This is a genomic window from Hymenobacter agri, from assembly GCF_054778495.1.
The window spans coordinates 1-1,935 of record NZ_BAAGZM010000720.1 but is presented as its reverse complement, the minus strand read 5'-3'; the positions used below and the strand labels follow the sequence as shown (position 1 = coordinate 1,935).

Below are 1,935 nucleotides of genomic sequence, written 5' to 3'. Positions count from 1 at the left end.
CGGCCCGCAGGCTGCGCTTGGGCCGCCTACGCAAACTGCCCCTGTCCGCGTTGCCCCGGCCGCCGTGGTGGTGGGCGCCGAGCGCCTCGCCCAGTACCTGCCGCAGCTGCAAGGCAAGCGCGTGGGCCTGGTCATCAACCAGACTTCGCGGGTCGGCAACGCCTACTTAGTGGATACGCTGAAAGCGTGGGGCGTGAACGTAACGGCCATTTTTGCGCCCGAGCACGGCTTCCGGGGCGAAGCCGCCGACGGGGCCACCATCACCGACGGGCGCGATGCCCGCACCGGCGTGCCCGTGCGCTCGGTGTACGGCAAAACCAAAAAGCCTACCCCCGAAATGCTGGCCGACGTGGACGTGCTGGTGTTTGATATTCAGGACGTAGGCGCGCGGTTCTACACCTTCATCAGCACGCTGCACTACGTGATGGAGGCCGCCGCCGAGCAAAACAAAACCGTGCTGGTGCTCGACCGCCCCAACCCCAACGGCGACCTCGTGGACGGTCCCATTCTGGAGCCCGCGCACAAAAGCTTCGTCGGCCTCGACCCGCTGCCCATTGCCCACGGCCTCACCGTGGGCGAACTGGCCCAGATGATAAACGGTGAAAAATGGCTGGCTGGCGGCAAGCCCTGCCGCCTCACGGTGGTGCCCATACAGAAGGGCTACACCCACGCCACGGCCTACCACCTGCCCGTGCGCCCCTCGCCCAATCTGCCCACCGACCACGCCGTGGCCCTCTACCCCAGCATCTGCCTGTTTGAGGGCACCAACGTGAGCGTGGGCCGCGGCACCACGGCGCCATTCGAGGTCATTGGCAGCCCCAGCCAGCCAGCCACGCGGCCCTACAATTTCACGCCCGCGCCCAACGCCGGCTCGCCCACGCCGCCCATGAAAGGCCAGCGCTGCTACGGCCTCGACCTGGCCACCGCACACGCCCGCGAAAACGGCGGCCTCGTGCTGAAATACCTGCTCGACTTTTACCAGCAAAGCACCGATAAGGAGCATTTCTTCGGCAAGTATTTCGAGGAGTTATCGGGCACCGATGCGCTGCGCCAGCAGGTTATTGCCGGCAAGAGCGAGGCCGATATCCGCGCCAGCTGGGAGCCGGGGCTGCGCAAGTTTCGGGCGCTGCGCAAGAAATACCTACTGTATCCGGAGCGGTAACTCTTAAGATTTGATAAAAAGAACGTCATGCTGAGCGGAGGCGCAGCCGCAGTCGAAGCATCTCTACCGTGTAACTAAGTCCAACGACTGGGTTTACTATTGCAGTAGAGATGCTTCGACTGCGGCTGCGCCTCCGCTCAACATGACGTACTACTCGGTACAACGCTCTCTGATTCCCATTCGACTTCTCAAACCTAAATGCTAAGAATCGTTTTCATGGGCACGCCCGATTTTGCCGTGCCCACCCTGGAAAGCCTCGTGGCCTGGCCCGGCTGCCAGGTGGTGGCCGTCGTCACGGCGCCCGACCGGCCCGCCGGGCGAGGCCGCAAGCTGCAAGCTTCCGCCGTGAAGGTGGCCGCTGAGGCGCACGGCCTGCCAGTACTCCAGCCTACCAACCTCAAGTCGCCCGAGTTTCAGGCGGAGCTTAGGAGCTACGCGGCCGACTTGCAGGTGGTAGTCGCCTTCAGGATGCTGCCCGAGGCAGTGTGGAACATGCCGCGGCTGGGCTCCATCAACATCCACGGCTCGCTGCTGCCGCAGTACCGCGGCGCGGCCCCCATCAACTGGGCCATCATGCACGGCGACACCGAAACGGGCGTCACGTCCTTTTTCCTGCGCCACGAGATTGATACCGGCGACCTGATTTTTCAGGACCGCTTGGCTATTGCGCCGGAGGACGATTTCGGCAGCGTGTACCACAAGCTGAAGGACGTGGGCGCGGCCCTCGCGCTGCGCTCGGTGCAGGCCATTGCGGCCGGCACGGCCCCCAGCAC

At 64.4% G+C, this 1,935-nt stretch carries 2 protein-coding genes; both read left to right on the top strand.

Annotated elements, in window-relative coordinates; genetic code table 11:
• On the top strand, positions 1 to 1,162 hold a 1,162-nt coding region (locus ACYVDE_RS21385), incomplete at its 5' end, for an exo-beta-N-acetylmuramidase NamZ family protein (RefSeq protein ID WP_460503563.1).
• 198 nt (positions 1,163 to 1,360) lie between these two features.
• Positions 1,361 to 1,935: methionyl-tRNA formyltransferase (locus ACYVDE_RS21380; RefSeq protein ID WP_460503562.1), on the top strand; the 575-nt coding region annotated here is incomplete at its 3' end.